The organism is Pseudoalteromonas sp. CF6-2 (assembly GCF_021729425.1).
GTDB lineage: Bacteria > Pseudomonadota > Gammaproteobacteria > Enterobacterales > Alteromonadaceae > Pseudoalteromonas > Pseudoalteromonas arabiensis.
Window position 1 is genome coordinate 3053121 of sequence record NZ_CP091442.1, and the last position, 17855, is coordinate 3070975.

Here is a 17855-nt window from a genome sequence, read left to right on the forward strand (position 1 = left end):
TTATTATTGTGGTTAGAGTGAAAAGTTATCGAACTCAGGGTTCGCCTCAAAATCACCTAGGCGTTCAATTTCAGTATCTTGGCGCATTTGCTCATGCCAACGATCTTCATCCCAAATTTCAAACTTATTCATCAAGCCAACCAACATGATTTTTTTTCCAAGTTCTGCATGAGCCCGTAACGACGGCGCAAGCAAGATTCGGCCATTTTTATCGAGTTGATATTCTGTAGCATTACCGAGCAACATTCGTTGCATACGGCGTGCGCGTGGATTCATGTTAGAGATCTTTAATAATCGTGATTCAATTTCTAACCATTCAGCTAATGGATACAACCACAAACAAGGCTCGTTTAAAGCAACAGTGCAAATAACCGTGCCCTGATCTTCAGACAAGATCGCATCTCGGTACTTGGTTGGTACCGCAAAGCGTCCTTTATCATCCAAACTCAGAGAGCTCGCACCCCGAAACATAGCTTGCCTTAAAATTAGGTTGTTAATCGCTGACGATTATTTCCGATCCAATTTGATCCACTAAAAACCACTTTTTACCACAGTGCTCCAGTTTAGGGCTTGACAAGCCATTTTGTCAAGTAAGCTGATCATCATACTCGCCTTCTAAAGCCAGAAAAAATAAGGCCTCAAGCAAAGCTACTGAATTAAGTGGGAAAAAGTGGCAAACAAAGAAAAAATTTTTTTTACCTGTTTTATTGGCATGCTATTGGGCAAAAATGATGAATGAATGAGCAATGAATAGTTACACTATTTCTATCGCACTGTAATTTTTACTCAGTTACCCTGCAAGAGTTACGAGAAAATAGTGCTAAAACAAAAACCATTCAATTCGAAAAACCATAAACCATTAAAACTTAAGGATATTTATATTTGGTATGAAGGTTGCGACATGTTGTTTACCAACTAATGGCAATATTTAAGGAATGATTATGACTACCGCAACGACAAAATCGAACTCAACTGCAACAAGCAACAGTAATGTAGATCCAAAAGCGGCTCAAGTTGAAGCGCCATTCACAGATAAAGCAACTGAAGCAGCACATCACGCTGTGGATGCTTTATCGACTCGTGCAGCCAGTGCCGAGCACAGTGTTCGCCAAGGTGCGTCAAGCTCTGCTAAAACGCTTTCTGAAAAACAAGCTGTAGCGCGTGCTAAATTTAATGAATACAGCGGCAAAACACGTCAGCTTGCCTCAGAAAACCCACTTGCAACAGCAGGTATTGCGTTTGCAGCGGGTATGCTAGTAACTGCACTTATTCGCCGTAAGTAATTGTTATGCAATCTTCTCAACCTACAGATGAGAAAACGCAAGATGCCACTGATCAGAAGTCAAACGCTGATCAGTGGCAAGATCATCTTGCCAAACTCTCAGACTACTCTAAGCAGCTATACGTCGACTACCGAAAACAAGCGGGTATATGTAAAGAGTTAGCAGCCGCTGAGTGGCGTTTATCAACACGCTCGTTGGCACTCACTATTATTATGCTGGTTTGTTTCGCAGGTGGTCTAGTGTTGTTATGGGCTGGTTTACTTGCCACAATCGGCATTGCGATATTCACCCTAAGTCAATCGCTAATATTATCAGCGATTTCATTAATCGCTTTGCAATTACTTTGTTTAGTATGGCTTTGGAAGAATATAGGGTATGTCAGCAGCAAGATTGGGTTTGATAAATCAGTACGTAGTTTTAAACAGCTTCTTAATATTGATAAGGATGAATCATGATTATTGATTATTTTATTAATAAGCCTCAAAAAAATGTACGCTCACTTAGCGAACAAATGGATTTGGCTGATGAATTAAAACGCCAACATCATCAAGCTTTTAATTATCGTTTAAAACGCTTTGCAGTAAGCAAAGCCGGTATCGCAAGTGCTTTTACCGCAGGGATGGGTTATCAAGCAATGAAAAGTGATGAACCTTCGAAAGGTCCTGTTAAGCAAGTCACTCAGTTTGCTTGGTTGCTAAGATTGCTATAATCATGATTTATATCATCTAAATCTATTTTGCTACTTCTCATTTTCACTTTATGCTATTAACTTAAAGCTATTATGACTAATAGGATAGATAAATTGTGAAAAAACGGATTGTGTTAACAGGTGGACCTGGTGGTGGTAAAACAACGGCAATTGATTTATTACGACGTGAGTTTTCAAATCAAATTGTAGTTGTTCCTGAATCCGCAACTATGCTGTTCAGTGGTGGTATAGAGCGTAATGATTCGCCTAGTCTAATCAAAGCACAACAACAAGCAATTTATAATCTCCAGAAGCACCTTGAACATATCCAACGCACCAAACATCCAGACCGTTTAATGCTTTGCGATCGTGGCAGTTTAGATGGGCTCGCCTATTGGCCCGATAACCCTGATGAGTTTTTCAAATACCTGAACACCGATTTAAACACCGAGCTCGCGCAATACGACGCTGTTATATTTTTCGAAACCGCGGCTAAATCAGGTCAAAGCATCCACTCAAATAACCCTGTTAGAAATGAATCAGACAACCAAGCAATTATACTTGACGACAAACTTCAAGCCGTCTGGTCGCAACACCCAAATTTTAACTTAGTGAAGAGTTCAGAGTCATTTATTCAAAAGGTGATGTTTGGCATCAACACCATTCAAGACGTAATGAAGGGTTATCAATAGCAGCTGAAATAGCTGCTATTGCGTGCTGTAATTAGCCACGATTATGTGCTCGGTTGTAATCTATTTCAGGACCTTTTGGCACAACTTGAGTTGGGTTAATCATGGTGTGGCTAAAATAGTAATGACGTTTTATATGATAAAAATCAACGGTCTTACTCACACCTTCAAGTTGATATAGCTCACGTAAATAGTTGCTGATCGCCGGATAGCTCTCGATAGTACGTAAGTTACATTTAAAATGCCCCACATACACACTGTCAAAGCGGATCAAGGTGGTGAATAAACGCCAATCAGCTTCTGTCAGTGTTTCGCCCACTAAATAACGATTAACAGTTAAACGCTGTTCAATTTTATCTAAAGCGGCAAACAGATCATCAAAGGCTTCTGTATAAGCGTCTTGTGTCGTTGCAAAACCCGCACGATACACACCGTTATTGATGTTGTGATAAACAAACTCGTTTATTTCATCAATTTCAGAGCGTAGCGACTGTGGATAAAAATCTCGCTCATTACCTGTAAGGGTATTAAACGCACTATTAAACATTCTGATAATTTCAGCAGACTCATTACTGACAATGCGCTGCGTTTTTTTATCCCAAAGCACAGGAACCGTAACACGGCCTGAATAATCAGCTTTATTACGCGTATAAATTTGATGCATAAAGTCACTATTGAAAAGTGCATCACCGGTGCTGTGATTGTCTTTATCAAACGTCCAGCCGTGCTCTAGCATATCAGGGCTTACAACCGACACACTGATATAATCTTCAAGGCCTTTTAAATGGCGAAAAATCAAAGTGCGATGCGCCCAAGGACAGGCTAAAGAGACATAAAGGTGGTAACGATCTTTTTCTGCTTTAAAGCCAGCATCACCACTTGGTCCTGCACTGCCATCTGCGGTGATCCAGTTACGTAACTGGGCTGCCTCTCGCTTAAATTCACCTTGGTTGTTGTCTGTGTCGTACCATTTATCTTGCCATTGGCCATTTACGAGTAATCCCACAATAACCTCCTATAGTGTGCCAAATTTACCTTGTTGATAGTCTTGTACTGCTTGATGTAATTCTGCTTGAGTCGTCATTACAAACGGGCCCATATGGGCGATTGGTTGCTTAAGTGGCGAGCCTACAAGTATCAAAACGCCAGCACCTGTTTGTGAGTTAAATTCAATGTCACTACCAGGCTCTAAAATCAGTAAGCTGCCAGCTTTAACTGGACCGCCCTGTTCAGTATGAATTTCTCCGGTATGGACATACAGCATCACCTTGGTTTGTGTAAGCGGCGCATGGTAAAACTGTGTACCAGCCGGTAAAGTTACATCAGCGAGCATGCCATCAGCTGCTAAGTCTTGTAGACTAGAAACCTGCTGCTCACCGGCGAATTGCCAGCTCCCAGCAAGTGCTTTAAATTCTACACCTTGCTCATTGCGAGTCATTGGCGCTGGCGCTTCTGTAGTATCTTGATAGCGTGGCGCTCTGAGTTTTTCTGCACTTGGCATATTTAGCCAAATTTGAAAACCATGCATGCCCTCTTTAGCATCAGCCAATGGCATTTCACTGTGAATGACACCAAAGCCGGTACTCATCCACTGCACATCGCCTGCACGGATGGCTTTTTTGTTACCCATTTGATCTTGATGCTCAAAGCCACCTTTAATGATATACGTAAAGGTTTCGATACCACGATGAGGATGTGCAGGAAAGCCCCCCATAAAATCACTGTGATCATCTGACTTAAGCTCATCGATCATTAAGAAGGGGTCTAAATATTTACCATCAAAGCCTGGAATACGGCTAATATTTACACCATCGCCATCTTGTGTGGCACGGCTATTTAGCTGTTGAATCACTTTCATAACTTTACTCCCGTAAATTGTATGAAATGATTGTAGGCGCTAATTTAACTAACAACCATGCGTAAAATTCGCGCTAATCATTCTTTTTATTAGAATGCTCATTTTGTTGCCTAGTTAATCTATCAGCCACAGTTGCTCCGCGCTCGCCGACTTCTTTTACTGGCCCTACAGTACTATCAACCAGTGTTTGCTGTTCTATACTGGCATTAACGGCCGCACCAAAAACAATGAAATAAGCACTGATATAAAGCCACATCAACATGATCACAACACCACCTAACGAGCCATACGTTTCGTTGTAACTTGCAAATTGCGAGACATAATATGAAAAGCCAATGGATGCGAGAATCCATAATAAAGTGGCAATAATCGAACCTGGCGTAATCCAACGCCACTTTGCGGGGGTACGGTGAGGTGCGTACCGATATAAGAATGCCAGTGCGCAGTTAAAAATAATAGCTAGCAACGGCCAAGTAATGAGTTTAATCATTAAATCAATAAGCTCAGTTAAGCCTACTAAATTAAGCACTATCGGTAAGATACCAATGATCAATAATGCCACTAGCGCAACAACTATCGCGCCAAGTGAAAATAGAAAACGTACCAGTAATGCCACAAAAAACTGTCGTTTGTTATATTGATGATAGGTAATGTTACAAGCTGTGATTAGCGCTTGGCAGCCTTTACTGCTACTCCAAACAGTCAATAACAACGTACCTATTGCACTCATACTTAACACTTTTTGCGACTGCTGTGTCACCTCACTGACTTGCATCAGAATAATATCGCGACTACTAGCAGGTAAGATGGCAATCACTTTATCAAGCTGATCATGAATATCGGTTGGTGAGGCAAAGTAAGCATAAACAGATACAATCGCAGCCAAAGCGGGAAAAATAGCCAATAGTGCATAAAATGCCACACCAGCCGCTACAAATGATAAGTTATCTTGTGATAAATTATGGTACACCCGCTTGCTAATATCCCACCAACCTCGCATTGGAATTTCCACCGGCGAGTGAGCCTGAAAACCGCGATTGTCTTTAGTCATATGTGACCTAAAAAATTGCTTAGATGATTATAAAGGTGCAAACAACTTGCCAATCCTAATGGCGCCTAATTTGCATTGAGCTAAGCTTATAAGAGTAAAGCAATTATCCAGGGAACGGTGCAATGAGTTATTATTTAATCTTTAAAAATCAATTAGCTAATCTACTTATATCGAACACACCTATAGTACCAAAGGCGGTCGTAGATAGTTTATCTTGGCAAGATTTAAACTCACAAGTTACGCAGTTCTTACACACTGCATGGCAAATGTTACCCGCACTGACACTCGGTATTACAGCCATCATTATCTGCTACTTATTAGCTCGCCCTTTATCGTATCTATTGATAAAGCCGCTTGGTTTTGTAAGTGAAAGTAAACTATTACATGTGGTGACACGGCGTTTTTTTAGCATCATTATAATCTTGTTTGGCGTGTACTTATTTTTGCGTCTTGCAGGGCTCACCAGTTTTGCTGTAGCCATTATGAGCGGTACAGGATTAGTCGGGCTTATTTTAGGTTTTGCCTTTCGCGATATTGCCGAAAACTTTATCTCAAGCATGCTGCTCAGTGTACAACGCCCTTTTCGTATTGATGATGTTATCGAAGTGGATGGTCGTTTAGGGGTCGTTAAAAAGGTTACGGCTCGCGCTACTACCTTGGTTGATTTTGATGGTAATCACATTCAAATACCCAATGCGACCGTGTATAAAAACGTGATTAAAAACCTCACAGCCAACCCCAAAATGCGAGGCCATTTTACTGTTGGCATTGGTTACGACAATGACATTCGCTACGCTCAGCAACTAGCGATGAAAGTGGTTAATCAAAACCCTGCTGTTATTAATGATCCACCGAGTCAGGTCTTGATTGAATCGCTTGGCTCTGCCACTCTCAACTTAACAATATATTTTTGGGTGAACAGCAACGAGCATAGCACTGTAAAAGTCGCCTCACAATTAATGCGAGAGCTGGTCAATACTTACTTAGCCGAGCAAATAAGCATGCCTGATGATGCTCGCGAGCGAATTATTTTAAATAGCGATACCGATCAACCAAGCAACACCGAAAGTGCGCCTGTAAAAGCAACAAAATCACTCGACGACCACAGCCTTGATGACGTTAGCAGTGACGCCGATGATATTCGCGAACAGGCAGATCAATCTCGTGACCCTGAACAGGGGAGTAATATAATTTAAAGTAATTGCGAACTAGGCTTCATCATTAGGTTTATCTTGCATAGCGCGTTTAAACCCTTTGACTGACGTCCCTAAATCGCCACCTATTCGAGATAGTTTTTTTGTGCCAAATAAAAGCACCACAATTGCGGCAATAATGACTAATTGCCAAACACTAATTCCTGCCATAACGACCTTTTTTTAAATTAAAAGCGCCCTTGCAGGCGCTTGTACAACACTAACATTAGGAATACTAAAATTAGAAACTAGCTCGAACACCCAAGGCAACTTGAGTACCAAAACGCTCAAGATAACTCACTTGGTCAGTACGCTTTGTGTAACCCCAATAACGCTCATTTGTTAAGTTCGTTGCTTCGGCAAACACAGTGAATTGGTCACTGATGTTATAGCTCATGCTGGCATCTAACTGACCATAATCAGAGATCCAATATGGACCACCCCATGCATCAGGATCCGACAAGAATTTGCTACGCCAGTTATACGCTAAACGCGCTTGGAAACCATATTGCTCATAGTAAACCACGGCGTTGTATGAGTTTTTCGACATACCTCTAAATGGCAAGCCTGACTCTTTCAGCTCTGGCTCCTCGTAGCTGCTGTCAACATAAGTGTAGTTAAGCTGAAAACCTAAGCCATTGAAGGGTTCAGGTAATAAGTTCTCAAGCGATTGCTGATAAGCAAACTCAGCTCCTTTAATAGTTGCACCATATTCACTCTTACCAGGGTAAGATGCAAAGTAACGAACGCCTTCGATTTCAACCGGGCTTTCGACGTAATCGATAAATGATTTCAGGTCTTTTACAAACACCCCACCACTCAACGAGCTGCTGTCTTCAAAGTACCACTCTAAGGTCATGTCGGCTTGATTAGCTTCTTCTGGTGTTAACGATGAATCCCCCATCGAAAGTTGTGGTAAACCTTCACGATAAGTATCAAAGTTTGGCGCAAGCCATGGGCGTAAATAAGCTAAAGATGGGCGGCTAATGACTTTAGCGGCTGAAAAACGATAAATAAAATCATCTGTCATACTCAGTTTAAAGTTCATGCTAGGTAAAATATTGCTGTAATCACCTTTAAATGATTGCTCAACGGTATCGCGCCAGCCATTTTCGAGTGGTTTACCATCATCTTGTAAATCAATTAACGATAAATCATACACCGACCCTTTAGAGCTCACTTCCGTTTGCGAACCGCGAATACCGACGTTTAACATGTACGGCATTTTTGCAAGGGTACTTTCGAGCGTCACTTGCGCATACGCAGTAAGAACCTCTTCGGTTACCTCATAAGTACCCGATGAATTAAGCGATGCAACGATACTTTTATCAGTTGCTTCAGCATTAATTGAACGATAGTAAGCAAGTAACTTATCGTAATCAAAACTTGGCCAAGGCTCAGGTGTAATGCTACTTTCGCCTTCTAAGAAGTTATCGAAATTGGCCTCAACGAACACATCGCTTGGAATTTCAAATAGGTTAAAGTCACCGACATTCACCACGGTGCTGTCATCAAATTCATAACCATCGCGCTCTAAGTATTGACCACCATTGCTAAATTGGCTGGCATTTTTTGATGCATATTCAAGTTGACTCTTAGTTTGTTCAAGATAAGTTAAACCAAAATCAACACGGGTAACTAAATCACTTTCCGGCACAAACGTACCGGTAAACTTAAAGTCATTAACCGTGTCTTCAACACCGGTACCTGTGTTACGGCTATAGTGAGCACCGTAAGATTGATCCGCAGTTAAGCCTGGCGATAAAGTCACATCTGGTAGCATATTACCTGTGGTGTAATCGATACCAATCGAGTCAATAAAACCACGCGCTACCACGAAGCGATTATCACCACCGTTTTCGTTTTTCGCTTTTGAGTGTGCAACATCCACAGCCAATGTTAGACCATCCATTGGATACCATTTGGCATTAAGGGCAAACTGATAAGTGTCGGTTTTACGAGGGTTGGTTAAGTTGAGTAACTCCACCATGGTATTACCGGTTTGCGTCATTGATACTACACGGCCTGTGTCATCAAATTCTGCATCAGTAAACACTGGCGTGCCTGGCGTCCAGCTTTCATCATAGTTTACAAAACCGATTTGATAGCGATGACCATCAGTATTGTAACGTGAATAAAGAGCATCAAAGTTTATATCTAGGGTATCTGTTGGACGCCATTGCATTGCTAACGTCGCACCGAAGCGCTCACGCACATCCTGCGCGTTCGCAAAATACATGTAACTCGGAATTTTTGAGGCAAATATTTCACTTTGCCCATCAATTTCTCCGTTGCCATTCATATCGACTGGCACACCTGCGCTGTCTGCCCCCCAACCTTCTTCTTCGTCAAAAAAGCCGCTAGCAGAGTATGTGTCTGCACGTAAGGTTTTCTTTGAATAAGCACCCGAGAAAAGTACACCAAAGGTATCATCATTAAAGTTGTCACCAATGATGAATGAAGCATGCGGATGTACATCGCCTGTTCGTGATTCATAAATTCCTTTTGCAGAAGCGCTCAAAGTAAAGCCGTCTTGGTCTAATGGTTTGCGAGTTTCAATATCAACAACCGCACCAATGCCCCCTTCAATTAAACGTGCTTCTGGCGACTTATAAACCTGAAGCGCTCCTACTAATTCTGAGGCAATTGTGTCAAAGTTAAAGTCGCGGCCTGAGTTTTCAGACGCCAGTTTACGACCATTCAAAGTGGTAATGTTGTAGCCACCACCTAAGCCACGCACGAGGATATTTTGCCCTTCACCGCCATTACGAGTAATGGTGATGCCCGGAATACGCTGCAATGCTTCGGCTAAGTTTTCATCAGGGAACTTACCGATATCATCAGCGACAACGACGTCAACGACTGTCGTTGCTTCCTTCTTTCGAAAGTTTGATTCTTTAATACTGCTACGGATCCCTGTAACTTCAATAACCTCAACATCCTCTTCGGCCTTACTATCTTTTTCTTGTTGTTGAGCAGTTGCAGCAAAACTGATTGATGAGGCCAGAATCGAGCTTATCAGCACACTCAAATATGTTTTTCTAGTTGTTGTTGCCATGATGATTTCCTGTTTTTAATGTTCAGTTTTTTTCACCATTAAAATGGTAATGAGTAAGGCCTTATATTTAATCTATAACAAAACGAAACAAATTAGCAACAACAAATCACCTACCGAAACTTTCGATAGTTACGAAACAAGTTTTAAAAATGACAGAAATGGCTTTAAAAGCCTTTATGGACGTGAATTTAATTTCGAAAGTTACGATAACAATTTTTTTTGAAGGTTGTCTTTTAAGTGAGCTGGTACGGTTTTTTAGGATAATAAAAAAGGCAGCTAACGCTGCCTTTTCATGATCCTATTTAACTAGAAAATTAAACGGTAATCACCTCAATACCTAAGCTTGTTAATGACTCAACGAACTCTGCCGGCATACTTTTATCGGTTACCAGCACATCAATTGATTTCAGCGGCAATACATTATACAAAGCACGCTTACCAAATTTACTTGAATCGGTTACTGCAATGACTTTATCCGCGCGAGTGCACATAGTGCGATTCAACATTGCCTCGGGTTCATAATGGGTGGTGATCCCTGCTTCTGAGTCGATACCATCAACCCCTAAAATAACCTTTTTAAAGTTATACTTACTGAGTGCTTGTTCAACTTCATTTGAGTAGAAAGACATTGATTTCTTTCGTAATTGTCCACCCAGCATAAACACATTTGCATCATCAATATCAGCCAGTACATGGGCAATATTAAGGCCGTTTGTCATCACGGTAAGGCCCTGTTTATTGGTTAATGCTTTAGCAACTTCTTCTGTTGTGGTGCCAGAATCAATAATTAATGAGTCGCCATCATCAACTAAACTTGCCACAGCTTTCGCTAATAACACTTTCACAGCGTAGTTTTCGTTATGCTTATCTTTTACCGAAAGCTCTTTAGCCAATTTATCGCAGGCAATTGCCCCACCACGTGAACGGACAACTAAGCCTCGTTTACCGAGCTCGTTAAGATCATGGCGAATACTAACCTCCGAAATATCAAAGATCTTTGCAAGATCTTTAACATTTACTTTGCCATTTTCCTCGGTCATCAGAACGATTTTTTGTCTTCTTTCTATTGTGGTTAACATAGCTGGCCTGTTGTTTTAATAGCTGCTTTCAAATTCGTAGTTCAATATTACACAATTTACAGTTCCAAAGCCAAAATTAGTTTCGAAATAAAATAAAACTTTCAAAACTTACGGAATATGTTTTATGATTATTTCACAATAAACTTCTTTGGTGACAAAAATGACAACACAAAGCTCACTGTTAGAGCAAACAGAACACACCAATCGCACGCAATTACTGCCTATGATGATTATAGGTGGCTTGTTTTTTTTATTTGGCTTTATAACCTGGCTAAACGGCTCCTTGATCCCATTTTTACAAATGGTCTGCGATCTCAATCATATTGAAGCTTACATGGTGACACTGGTGTTTTATATCGCCTATACTGTGATGGCACTGCCAAGCGCGAAGATTTTGCAAATCTTCAGCTATAAACAGGGTATGTCATTCGGTTTAGGCACCATGGCATTTGGTGCAATGCTGTTTATTCCTGCAGCACAAATTCAAGCGTATTGGTTGTTTTTGGTTGCCTTATTTACTCTCGGTAGCGGCCTCACCTTATTACAAACCGCTGCGAATCCTTACATTGTACTCATTGGCTCTAAAGACACGGCTGCGGTGCGCATTAGCATTATGGGTATTCTCAATAAGAGCGCCGGTGTGGTTGCTCCACTGCTCTTCTCAGCAATGGTGTTTAGTGATATTGCGAGCTTTAGCCCTGAAGCCCTTGCTCAATTAAACAGCATTCAAAAACAATTGCAGTTACAAGAACTGGCTAATCGTTTAATTACTCCTTACTTTGTAATGGCAATCGCATTAGCAATATTAGCGGCGTTAATCATGCTGGCCCCGCTACCTGATATTGAGCAACCAAAAACCAGCAACAACAGCGAGAGCAAATCAGTACTGCAATTTCCACACTTAGTTTTAGGCGTGATAGCCCTATTCTTTTACATAGGTGCAGAAGTCATTGCCGGCGACACTATTGGCCTTTACGGCAAAGAACAAGGGGTATTGCAGTTTGCTGATCTCACATCTTACACCATGGGCTTTATGGTGCTAGGTTATGTTTTAGGTATCGTGTTAATTCCTCGTTTTTTTAGTCAGCAACAGGCGCTGATATTCTCTGCGTTAAGTGGTTGCGCGTTTTCACTTGGTATCATTTTGATTGAACCGCAACAAACTGCGATTTCGAATTTAGTGCTCTTTTGGCTTGCTGATAACAGTTTTCCAGATACCGTGTTATTTGTTGCATTACTTGGCTTATCGAATGCGCTGGTATGGCCGACCATTTGGCCTATGGCCCTTGCAAATCTTGGCGATAAAACTCAAACCGGCGCAGCATTACTGATTATGGGGATTTCTGGTGGCGCTCTATTGCCTTTGGTATACGGAGTATTTGCACAGTACACCGGCAATGCACAACAAGCTTATTATCTGTTGATCCCTTGCTATGCGTTTATTCTTTATTACGCACTGATTGGTCACAAACTAACAAGTTGGCGTAAGTAACGACATGGGCAGGCTTAGTTGTTTTACTATTTAACTAGCCTGCAATTTTTCTGATGTGAAATAGCCCAGTAGCAAAAATTCACGCACGGTAAAAATACACTTATAAATTAAATACTCGTCACGCTTATCAGGGCTCACTTCTGAAAGAGGTAAGGCTTGCTGCGCTATTATGCGCTGTTGCTGCTGCAAAGAGATAGAAAATAAACCTGTGAGTTTACCTGCTAATTGCGACGATGATAGAGTACCTTCTGCAATTAGCTTTGCGCCTTTTAAGCATGCCATACGCTCAGTCACACTTAGCGTATTTGCTAGCATTAAATCTGTAAAAGCGACTAAATTAAAGTACGGCTGCTCATTGGGCTCTAGCTCTAAAATAACCGCCTGCATTTGCGTGACCACATCCCGGTGAGCCGCTGCTGTAAGCACCTCAAAATGATTGTCATCCACTTTATCAAATAGCTGAGTCGCAGCCACTGGCGTAATAGCCGCACCGAATAATGCTGCTAAACATTTAATCGCATTTCGCCTTTGTAAATCAGCCATTGAACACCCCATTTTGATAATGTCGTGCAGCATGATCGGCGGCTCTTGCAGTAAATGCCATATAGGTTAACGAAGGGTTCTGATAAGCCGACGAGCACATAAACGAGCCATCAGTGACATAGACGTTACGCACACTATGAATTTGGTTATAGCGATTAAGCACAGAGCTTCTCGCATCATGCCCCATTCGCGCAGTTCCCATTTCGTGGATGGCCTGCCCCGGCGCTGAGCCTTTATCGTACGCTTGCACATTTTGGTAACCTGCTTTGGTCAGCATCTCGACGGCTTGCGCTTTCATATCCTCGCGCATGCGCTGCTCGTTTTCAGCAAATTGGCAATCGAAATTAACTAAAGGTAATCCCCATTGATCTTTTAATACCGGATCTAAGCTCATTTTATTACGATGATAAGGCAAGCATTCACCAAAGCCTATCAATGCAACTTGCCAAGGCCCTGGTTTGGCGAGCTCTTCTCGATAAGACTTACCAAAGCTAAGTTCTTTAAAACCGCGCCGCCAATCTTTACGTGTTGCATACCCTTGATAGCCATAGCCACGAATAAAGCTATGCTGCTCTTTATTATTAAGGTTTCGAAAACGCGGGATATGAAAGCCAACGGGTCTATCGCCATCATTGAGATCATTATCAAAGCCTTTAGGCTCACCCGTTGCGCCAACCCTAAAATGGTGATCCATGAGGTTATGGCCAAGCTCTCCACTGTCGTTCCCTAAGCCATTAGGAAAACGTGCAGAGGTTGAATTTAATAACAAGGCTGTTGTTGCCACCGTTGATGCACAGCAAAAAATAATGTTCGCTCGTTCAATACGCTCTTTTTTAGATTCAGCATCAATCACAGTCACACCTGTGGCTTGCCTAGTTTCTGGGTTGTATATAATCTCTTTGGCAATGGAGTGAGTCTGAATGGTAAGTCGCCCAGTGCGCATTGCAGCAGGCAAGGTCGAGGCTAAACTACTAAAGTAACTACCGGTTGGGCAACCACGCATACAGCGGTTGCGCTTGGTGCATGCGGCACGACCTTGCTCAGGTTTTGCCTTGGTTAAATGCGCCACTCGCCCGATTGTTAGGTGCCGATTAGTGTAGTGGGTTAATAAACTGTGTTTAAGTTGCTGTTCTACGGCATTAAGCGCGAAGGGAGGCAAGTAAGGTCCATCAGGTAGCTGAGGTAAATTTAGCGCTTCGCCAATAACCCCGATGTAGGCTTCGACTTTATCGTACCAAGGCGCAATATCTTGATAGCGCACTGGCCAATCAACGCCGTGACCATCTTGTTTGTTGGCTGCAAAATCTATATCACTGAGGCGTAAGCATTGCCGCCCCCAAGTTAATGAGCGCCCACCAAGGTGATACCCTCGGATCCAGTCAAAACGTTGCGATTCTAGATAAGGGTGCTGCAAATCATTCACAAACCAGTGTTTTATTGACTGTTTGGTGGCATAGCCAGTGCGTGCTTGTTTAGCTTGATTCCGCTTTTCTAGCAGGCTAGGTCTGCCGCGAAATGGCAGTTGCCAATCGTCTTTAAACGCAGTGAAATAGTCAGAACCGTGCACAACCTGCCTGCCACGTTCAAGTAGCAGTACATTGAGCCCTTTTTCAGTCAGTTCTTTGGCAGCCCAGCCGCCTGTAATGCCACTGCCAATAACAATGGCATCAAATACTTTTGCCTGCATTCGTATCGTTAACTTTTAAAAGATTTGCTTACCCGCACATATCGTTGCTTGAACAGAAAAGTCTTTATCGAGCAGTGCAAAATTAGCGTGTTTACCAACCGCAATACTGCCTATTTGCTCCGCTTTATTTAAAAACTCAGCGGGTACTAAACTGGCCATTTTAGTTGCTTCAACTAGGCTTGCATCAGTTAGGTTATAAAAACGTTCAACGCCCACTTCCATGGTTAATGTACTGCCCGCTAAAGAGCCGCTTTCGGTTCTTGCAACCCCTTGCTCAACCACAATAGGAAGCTCTCCTAAGCGGTAGCGACCATCTTGTAAGCCTCCGGCACTTACACAGTCTGTAATTAGAGCAATTTTATCTGCCCCTTTTAAGCGGTAAACCATGTTCATGATGCTTGGGTGCAAATGAATACCATCAGGGATAAGCTCAACCATGGCATCGTTGTCCATCAACAGTGCGCCAGTACAACCAGGGTCACGATGATGAATACCGCGCATACCATTAAAAATATGCACACCACCGCAGGCACCATGGGCAAGAGCGTGTGTTGTTTGCGCAAAATTAGCATCTGTGTGGCCCAGCATCACCCGTACACCTTTATCAGTGATATAGCGGATCATGTCAGGTGATTTAAGTAGTTCTGGCGCTAATGCAAAAGAGCTTAAGCAACCTTCACATGCGGCATAAATTTCATCAAATCGCTGTTTAGTCAGTTCTAAAAAAAATGACTCGTTATGCGCGCCTTTATGCGCTTCTGCAAAGAATAAACCTTCGTTATAAGCCCCCAACAACTGCGCACCCGCTAAGCCTTTTTGATAGGCACTCGCCATATTTTTATAAGCTTGAATTGATACGTCCCAGTCTGCGGTCACCGTGGTGCCAACAAACCCCGTTACGCCATGCTTTGCTAAAGCACGAGAAATAGTTTCTAGTGATTCTGGGGTGCCATCCATAATATCGCAGCCTTCACGGCCATGAATATGCAAATCGATAAAGCCCGGAAATAAACTGTGCTCACCTAAGTCTATTACCTCGATCTCGGGCTCTATTTGCGTGGTAATAGCACTAATTTTACCTTGCTCGACCAAGACCACATGATCGAGTAAAACCGCATCAGCAGTCACCACGTTTGCGGCTTTTAAGTAATAACGATTAAGATGCGCTGGAATTAGCATGAACACTTCCTATTATTGCAGCGCCTCTTACGCCACTTGAATCACCAAATTTTGCACGTTTCACCTCTGGTACGGCAAAACCTGAAAATAAATGAGTTTGAATCGCGTCAGGGAGTTTTTCTACGATCGCATCGATGAGCGACAACCCGCCCCCAAGCACGATAACTTCTGGGTGCAAACTTTTACTAATGGCAGCAAAGGTTTCACCAAGAATATCTAAGTAACAAGCGAGCACCTTTAAGGCTTGCTCATCAGAGCGTTTGATATCATTCGCCCATTCAATCGCAGATTTAGGAGATTGCGTAATATGCTGATACAAGGTTTGTACGCCAGGCCCTGCAATATAACTTTCGACACAGCCATTTAAACCGCAGCCACATTTCAAAATAGGCAAGTGGTATTTTTGTTGTAAATACGCAGAAAGCGGTAAATGACCATACTCCCCCGACATACCTAAACCTTGGTTAAACAAGCTTCCATCAATGCACATACCACCCGCCGCACCTGTGCCAACAATGGCACCGAATACTCGGCTATAACCTTCACCAGCACCGCCATTTGCTTCAGATAAAGCAAAACAACGGGTGTCATTTAATATCGCAACAGGGCGCTGTAATAACGCTTGTAGATCGTTGGCAATTACTTTACCTGTGGCACACGGCACATTAGCCGACAACACTTTACCTGCATCATTAACAATACCTGGCATACCTATACCAACCACACCTTGGCAACCTGTCAGTTCATCGGCTTTGAGCACTTGCTGATAAATTGCCTGTAAAAACTGCCGATAATCATCAGTTGGCGTAGTAATACGCCAACTTTGCTGTTGCTCTAAATTATCATTAAAAATGGCGGTCTCTATTTTTGTACCACCAATATCGAGTCCGTAAACAGCCATACTTTACCCAACACGACTTAGCGAAAAGTTAACGGGTAAATAGTTACCCCTTTTACAACACGGTTAACTTCGCCCGTAGGGCAAGGGTTATCAGGTGTTAATCCGAGTGACATTGATTTATAAAATGCAAAAATCTGACAATAGACAATATAATACAGACCTTGCCAAACATCATCTAGCTCGACCAGTTCAGTATTTAAAGCCAGCTTTTTAACCGCTAAACATTGTTGGTCATTTAATAGTTCATTAAATAAATCAGTATCATACGAACTGCTATAAGCATCACTTGAGGCCATTAACAACACTGCGGTTTTATCATTAATGATGGTTTTAGGACCATGACGAAAGCCAAGTGGCGTTTCAAAGTAACTTATTAAATCCCCATTGGTCAGCTCCAAGCACTTTAAAGCCGCTTCTTTCGCATAGCCAAGTAACGAACCAGCGCCTAAAAATACCAAACGTTCAATATCAGTTTGCGCAAAGTCCTTGATCTCTTCAAGTTGAGTGTCGAGTAAGTGCTCTGTTTGCGTGGCAACTTGTGCAAGCTGATTAACATCAGGGGTAAAAATACATAATGTTGAAAGCAGCATCGAGGTGAAACTACTGGTCATAGCAAAGCTTTCATCTAGGGTTTCTTTTGGCATTAGTACACTAAAACTATTTTTTTTAGCTGCCGCCCTTTTAGCTAACTCACCGTTTTCATTACAGGTAATCACTAAGTGGTAGCACTTTTCAACGACTTGCTCTGCGATATCGACCGCTGCAACGCTTTCAGGGCTATTACCCGAGCGCGCATATGAAATAAGTAAAGTTGGCGTATTCTTTTGTAAACAACCATGTGGGTTAGATACGATATCAGTGGTGCTAACTGCACGCACATTTAAATCAGTTTTAGCATTTAAGTGAGGTGCTAATGCTTCGCCAACATAGGCTGATGTACCCGCACCAGTTAAAACTATTTTTAAGTTTTTAAATGCTAAAATCGGCACTAAAAAGTCATTAATTTCAGCGCGATTATTATCAACCAGTTTTGCTGTATTACGCCATGAACTTGGCTGTTGTGAAATTTCTTTTGCTGTCCAATAAGCGCTTTGTTGCTTAAGTTCTGTTTCGTTTAATGATAGATACTGCGTCATAATTAATTCTCTCTCAAC

Annotated in this window: 17 protein-coding genes and 1 pseudogene; 6 read left to right on the forward strand and 12 right to left on the reverse strand. The window is 42.1% G+C overall.

Features of this window, described 5'->3' with window-relative positions:
• Positions 1–12: 12 nt before the first annotated feature.
• Positions 13–471, reverse strand: a complete 459-nt coding sequence (mraZ, locus tag L3Q70_RS14095) for a division/cell wall cluster transcriptional repressor MraZ (RefSeq protein WP_036971213.1) — start codon at positions 469–471, stop codon at positions 13–15.
• Between the two features lie 470 nt (positions 472–941).
• Here mraZ and L3Q70_RS14100 point away from each other — a divergent pair, with 470 nt between their 5' ends.
• The 4 genes from L3Q70_RS14100 to L3Q70_RS14115 all read left to right on the forward strand — a co-directional run bounded on the left by L3Q70_RS14100 (position 942) and on the right by L3Q70_RS14115 (position 2663).
• A complete protein-coding gene (locus L3Q70_RS14100) occupies positions 942–1283 on the forward strand; it encodes a DUF883 domain-containing protein (RefSeq protein WP_130149392.1) in 342 nt (113 codons plus the stop codon).
• Positions 1284–1288: 5 nt separating this feature from the next.
• Positions 1289–1738: a hypothetical protein gene (locus L3Q70_RS14105; protein ID WP_062568608.1), complete on the forward strand. Its 450-nt coding sequence runs from the start codon at positions 1289–1291 to the stop codon at positions 1736–1738.
• Complete coding sequence (locus L3Q70_RS14110; RefSeq protein WP_062568607.1) at positions 1735–1992, forward strand: hypothetical protein; 258 nt, start codon at positions 1735–1737, stop codon at positions 1990–1992. The genes L3Q70_RS14105 and L3Q70_RS14110 overlap by 4 nt, the downstream gene beginning before the upstream one ends.
• Positions 1993–2087: 95 nt before the next feature.
• Complete coding sequence (locus tag L3Q70_RS14115; protein ID WP_193987826.1) at positions 2088–2663, forward strand: AAA family ATPase; 576 nt, start codon at positions 2088–2090, stop codon at positions 2661–2663.
• 31 nt (positions 2664–2694) lie between these two features.
• On the opposite strand, the gene L3Q70_RS14120 is transcribed toward L3Q70_RS14115, so the two are convergent.
• From L3Q70_RS14120 to L3Q70_RS14130, 3 genes are all read right to left on the reverse strand, one after another.
• Positions 2695–3666: a glutathione S-transferase family protein gene (locus tag L3Q70_RS14120; RefSeq protein ID WP_193987827.1), complete on the reverse strand. Its 972-nt coding sequence runs from the start codon at positions 3664–3666 to the stop codon at positions 2695–2697.
• A 9-nt stretch (positions 3667–3675) separates the two neighbouring features.
• Complete coding sequence (locus L3Q70_RS14125; RefSeq protein WP_237114464.1) at positions 3676–4518, reverse strand: pirin family protein; 843 nt, start codon at positions 4516–4518, stop codon at positions 3676–3678.
• 73 nt (positions 4519–4591) lie between these two features.
• Positions 4592–5569, reverse strand: coding sequence for a YihY/virulence factor BrkB family protein (locus tag L3Q70_RS14130; RefSeq protein ID WP_062568603.1), 978 nt, complete (start codon positions 5567–5569; stop codon positions 4592–4594).
• A 122-nt stretch (positions 5570–5691) separates the two neighbouring features.
• On the opposite strand from L3Q70_RS14130, the gene L3Q70_RS14135 reads away from it, so the two are divergent.
• Positions 5692–6765 (forward strand): mechanosensitive ion channel domain-containing protein, encoded by a 1074-nt coding sequence (locus L3Q70_RS14135; protein WP_062568602.1) that lies wholly within the window; start codon positions 5692–5694, stop codon positions 6763–6765.
• A gap of 18 nt (positions 6766–6783) precedes the next feature.
• Here L3Q70_RS14135 and tatA read toward each other — a convergent pair.
• From tatA to agaR, 3 genes and pseudogenes are all read right to left on the reverse strand, one after another.
• Positions 6784–6933, reverse strand: a pseudogene (gene tatA, locus L3Q70_RS14140) (twin-arginine translocase TatA/TatE family subunit); the annotation flags it as partial.
• 70 nt (positions 6934–7003) lie between these two features.
• Positions 7004–9820, reverse strand: a complete 2817-nt coding sequence (locus L3Q70_RS14145; RefSeq protein ID WP_237114465.1) for a TonB-dependent receptor — start codon at positions 9818–9820, stop codon at positions 7004–7006.
• A gap of 314 nt (positions 9821–10134) precedes the next feature.
• Positions 10135–10899 carry a transcriptional repressor AgaR gene (agaR, locus tag L3Q70_RS14150; protein ID WP_062568600.1) on the reverse strand — a complete coding sequence of 255 codons (765 nt, stop codon included), beginning with the start codon at positions 10897–10899 and terminating at the stop codon, positions 10135–10137.
• A gap of 160 nt (positions 10900–11059) precedes the next feature.
• Here agaR and L3Q70_RS14155 point away from each other — a divergent pair, with 160 nt between their 5' ends.
• Positions 11060–12391 (forward strand): sugar MFS transporter, encoded by a 1332-nt coding sequence (locus tag L3Q70_RS14155; protein ID WP_237114466.1) that lies wholly within the window; start codon positions 11060–11062, stop codon positions 12389–12391.
• A gap of 30 nt (positions 12392–12421) precedes the next feature.
• Here L3Q70_RS14155 and L3Q70_RS14160 read toward each other — a convergent pair whose 3' ends face one another.
• From L3Q70_RS14160 to L3Q70_RS14180, 5 genes are read right to left on the reverse strand one after another with little or no spacing between them, the layout of a single operon-like run.
• Entirely contained in the window at positions 12422–12934 is a 513-nt protein-coding gene (locus L3Q70_RS14160; protein ID WP_237114467.1) for a hypothetical protein, read from the reverse strand.
• Positions 12927–14621, reverse strand: coding sequence for a GMC family oxidoreductase (locus tag L3Q70_RS14165; protein WP_237114468.1), 1695 nt, complete (start codon positions 14619–14621; stop codon positions 12927–12929). The genes L3Q70_RS14160 and L3Q70_RS14165 overlap by 8 nt, the downstream gene beginning before the upstream one ends.
• A 15-nt stretch (positions 14622–14636) precedes the next feature.
• Positions 14637–15800, reverse strand: a complete 1164-nt coding sequence (nagA, locus tag L3Q70_RS14170) for an N-acetylglucosamine-6-phosphate deacetylase (RefSeq protein WP_237114469.1) — start codon at positions 15798–15800, stop codon at positions 14637–14639.
• Positions 15778–16701 (reverse strand): ROK family protein, encoded by a 924-nt coding sequence (locus L3Q70_RS14175; RefSeq protein WP_193987833.1) that lies wholly within the window; start codon positions 16699–16701, stop codon positions 15778–15780. Before L3Q70_RS14175 ends, nagA begins: the two co-directional genes overlap by 23 nt.
• A gap of 17 nt (positions 16702–16718) precedes the next feature.
• Positions 16719–17837 (reverse strand): SIS domain-containing protein, encoded by a 1119-nt coding sequence (locus L3Q70_RS14180; RefSeq protein WP_193987834.1) that lies wholly within the window; start codon positions 17835–17837, stop codon positions 16719–16721.
• Between the last annotated feature and the right edge of the window lie 18 nt (positions 17838–17855).

Excerpts from the sequence above, each read along its gene's own strand:
- L3Q70_RS14130 (WP_062568603.1), bottom strand. The coding sequence starts at position 5,569 with ATGACTAAAGACAATCGCGGTTTTCAGGCTCACTCGCCGGTGGAAATT.
- L3Q70_RS14160 (WP_237114467.1), bottom strand. The coding sequence starts at position 12,934 with ATGGCTGATTTACAAAGGCGAAATGCGATTAAATGTTTAGCAGCATTA.
- L3Q70_RS14125 (WP_237114464.1), bottom strand. The coding sequence starts at position 4,518 with ATGAAAGTGATTCAACAGCTAAATAGCCGTGCCACACAAGATGGCGAT.
- L3Q70_RS14110 (WP_062568607.1), top strand. The coding sequence starts at position 1,735 with ATGATTATTGATTATTTTATTAATAAGCCTCAAAAAAATGTACGCTCA.
- L3Q70_RS14100 (WP_130149392.1), top strand. The coding sequence starts at position 942 with ATGACTACCGCAACGACAAAATCGAACTCAACTGCAACAAGCAACAGT.
- L3Q70_RS14155 (WP_237114466.1), top strand. The coding sequence starts at position 11,060 with ATGACAACACAAAGCTCACTGTTAGAGCAAACAGAACACACCAATCGC.
- agaR (WP_062568600.1), bottom strand. The coding sequence starts at position 10,899 with ATGTTAACCACAATAGAAAGAAGACAAAAAATCGTTCTGATGACCGAG.
- L3Q70_RS14135 (WP_062568602.1), top strand. The coding sequence starts at position 5,692 with ATGAGTTATTATTTAATCTTTAAAAATCAATTAGCTAATCTACTTATA.
- L3Q70_RS14175 (WP_193987833.1), bottom strand. The coding sequence starts at position 16,701 with ATGGCTGTTTACGGACTCGATATTGGTGGTACAAAAATAGAGACCGCC.
- L3Q70_RS14165 (WP_237114468.1), bottom strand. The coding sequence starts at position 14,621 with ATGCAGGCAAAAGTATTTGATGCCATTGTTATTGGCAGTGGCATTACA.
- L3Q70_RS14180 (WP_193987834.1), bottom strand. The coding sequence starts at position 17,837 with ATGACGCAGTATCTATCATTAAACGAAACAGAACTTAAGCAACAAAGC.
- L3Q70_RS14105 (WP_062568608.1), top strand. The coding sequence starts at position 1,289 with ATGCAATCTTCTCAACCTACAGATGAGAAAACGCAAGATGCCACTGAT.
- L3Q70_RS14145 (WP_237114465.1), bottom strand. The coding sequence starts at position 9,820 with ATGGCAACAACAACTAGAAAAACATATTTGAGTGTGCTGATAAGCTCG.
- nagA (WP_237114469.1), bottom strand. The coding sequence starts at position 15,800 with ATGCTAATTCCAGCGCATCTTAATCGTTATTACTTAAAAGCCGCAAAC.
- mraZ (WP_036971213.1), bottom strand. The coding sequence starts at position 471 with ATGTTTCGGGGTGCGAGCTCTCTGAGTTTGGATGATAAAGGACGCTTT.